The organism is Ruegeria sp. G7 (assembly GCF_056535465.1).
The window spans coordinates 1-2,722 of sequence record NZ_JBQFIL010000007.1 but is presented as its reverse complement, the minus strand read 5'-3'; the positions used below and the strand labels follow the sequence as shown (position 1 = coordinate 2,722).

Annotated in this window: 2 pseudogenes; one reads left to right on the top strand and one right to left on the bottom strand. The window is 58.0% G+C overall.

Annotation, left to right across the window (positions count from 1 at the left end):
• Positions 1 to 253 precede the first annotated feature (253 nt).
• Positions 254 to 687 (bottom strand): annotated as a pseudogene (locus ACR3EN_RS21100) (Lrp/AsnC family transcriptional regulator).
• 143 nt (positions 688 to 830) lie between these two features.
• On the opposite strand from ACR3EN_RS21100, the pseudogene putA reads away from it, so the two are divergent.
• Positions 831 to 2,722, top strand: a pseudogene (putA, locus tag ACR3EN_RS21095) (bifunctional proline dehydrogenase/L-glutamate gamma-semialdehyde dehydrogenase PutA); the annotation flags it as partial.

Genomic DNA, 2,722 nt, shown 5'->3' with positions numbered 1-2,722 from the left:
ACAATGTTTGGGATTTTGCGTCGGGTGCGTCCGTCCATAACTCCCACATCTGATTGGAAAAGACGCGGGCGTCCGTTTGCGACTCGGCCTGTTGCACCTGAGCGATCAACGCGTCCACGCTGTCTGTATGATCCGGAGCATCCGGGCATGTCTGTGCATCAGCCACTGAGCATAGTGCAATCAGTGCAGGGATAGCCAATAGTGTCTGTCTCATACCTCAATGATGACGCTCAGCCGGGTCACGTCAACCGGGCTAATCGAGCCGGCTCAGCATGCCTGCTTCTTTAACCGCTTCCATTGCCACAAAAGTCGACGTGTTGGCCAAATGCGGAAGCGACGAGATTTTCTCTGCCAGAACAGCCCTGTATTCCGTCATCGACCCTGTCCGCACCTTGAGCAGATAATCGAAATTCGACGCGATCATATGTGCCTGTTCGATTTCGGCAATGCGGACCGCCGCATTAAACTCGGTGAGGGCCTTTTCCCGCGTGTCGGTCAAACGCACCTCTACAAAGGCCACGTGGTCCAGCCCCAAACGGATCGGATCGAGCATCGCCCGGTAACCGGTAATCACGCCATCGGCCTCCAGACGTTTGAGGCGTGCCTGTGTGGGGATTTGGAGAGCCCAATTTTTCGAGCGAGGTCCGCGACAGATATTCGACCGTCTTCGGCAAGAACGGTCAGGATTGACCGGTCAAACCTGTCGAGATCAAGAGAGGCTTTTGCATTGTTCCGCCCTTACTTTTAAATCGATTGACCTGCAATACACACAATTTCGGTCCACTGTCCCGAAAAATACGATTAAACTGGTGGAAAAGCCCGGAGAAATCATGCCACACAAGCTGCGCGCCCTGATCGACTCGCAAACCTATGCAGACCAGTCTGCCATTCTGGAACGCTGATCCATCAAGTGGACCTGTCCAAAGCGGACCGCGACGCCATTTGTAATGCGGCGGCACAGCTTGTGCGGGACATTCGGTCGAGCACATCGCCGGGCTTGATGGAGGTTTTCTGGCCGAGTATGGACTGTCCACCGATGAAGGCATTGCGCTGATGTGTCTGGCCGAGGCGTTGTTGCGCGTCCCCGATGCCGACACAATCGATGCCCTGATTGAAGACAAAATCGCCCTTCCGATTGGGGAAAACACCTAGGACAGTCTTCCTCGTCGCTAGTCAACGCATCGACCTGGGCCTTGATGCTGACGGGCAAGGTTTTGGATGACGGAGACTCGTCACCGGTCGGCGCTTTGCGCGGCGCGATAAAGCGATTGGGTGAACCTGTGATTCGCACCGCGGTTGGTCGCGCGATGAAAGAAATGGGGCGCCAGTTTGTCCTGGGTGAAACCATTCAATCCGCAATGGACCGCGCCAGCGCCATGGAAGCCAAGGGTTACACCTATTCTTACGACATGCTGGGAGAGGCCGCCCGGACCGAAGCGGACGCTGCGCGCTATCACCTGTCCTACCACGGGCAATTGCCGCCATTGCCGAGGCCTGCACCATGACGATATCCGCGCCAACCCCGGTGTATCCGTAAAACTATCGGCCCTGCATCCATCGCTATGAACTGGCGCAGGAAGCGCGTGTGATGGACGAGCTGGTCCCGCGTCTGCGGGCTCTGGCGTTGCTGGCCAAGGCTGCGGGAATGGGCCTGAACGTGGATGCAGAAGAAGCAGATCGGCTATCGCTGTCTCTGGACGTGATTGAGGCCGTGCTGTCCGAACCGGCGCTGGCCGGGTGGGACGGGTTCGGCATTGTTGTTCAGGCCTATGGTCCGCGCGCAGGGCTGGTTCTGGATACGCTTTACGACATGGCCCGGCGGCATGACCGAAAGCTGATGGTGCGACTGGTCAAAGGGGCGTATTGGGATACCGAGATTAAACGGGCACAGGTCGAAGGCGTCGATGGATTTCCGGTTTTCACATAAGGCGGCCACCGACGTCTCGTATATCGCCAATGCCCACAAGTTGCTGGGCATGACGGATCGCATTTATCCGCAGTTTGCCACGCATAATGCACATACGGTCAGCGCGATTTTGCATATGGCTGATGACCAGCCATTTGAATTCCAGCGCCTGCACGGCATGGGAGAGACGCTGCATCAACTCGTAATGGACAAGCACAATGCGCGCTGCCGCATCTATGCACCGGTCGGCGCGCACCGCGACCTACTGGCCTATCTGGTGCGCCGACTGTTGGAAAACGGCGCGAACTCGTCCTTCGTCAATCAGATCGTCGACGAAAACGTCCCGCCGGAAGAGGTTGCCGCGGATCCTTTCACTTTATTTGAGACCCCGCCTGCCCTCTGCCGACAGGGCCAGATCTGTTTCAGCCAGAGCGTCCCAACTCTAAAGGGTTCGACCTGCAGCATACGCCGACTCGGCACCATCTACGCCGCGCGAGACCCTTTCAAAACACACCACTGGACGGCGCAACCACTGCTTGCACGGCCGGCTGAACCGGATGTCGACGACAGCATCGTCAACCCAGCCAACCCGCAAGACAGGCCCGGTTCGGTTGCCCCAGCCAGCGCGGCAGATGTCGACCTTGCTCTGGCCTCGGCGCAGCCGGTCGGCGCCGGCTGCGGAACGGGCGCGCATTCTTAACCAGGCTGCCGATCTCTACGAAATGCACTACGGTGAACTCTTTGCGTTGCTTGCGCGCGAGGCCGGCACCGATACCAGACGCGGTTGCTGAACTGCGAGAGGCAGTTGATTTCCTG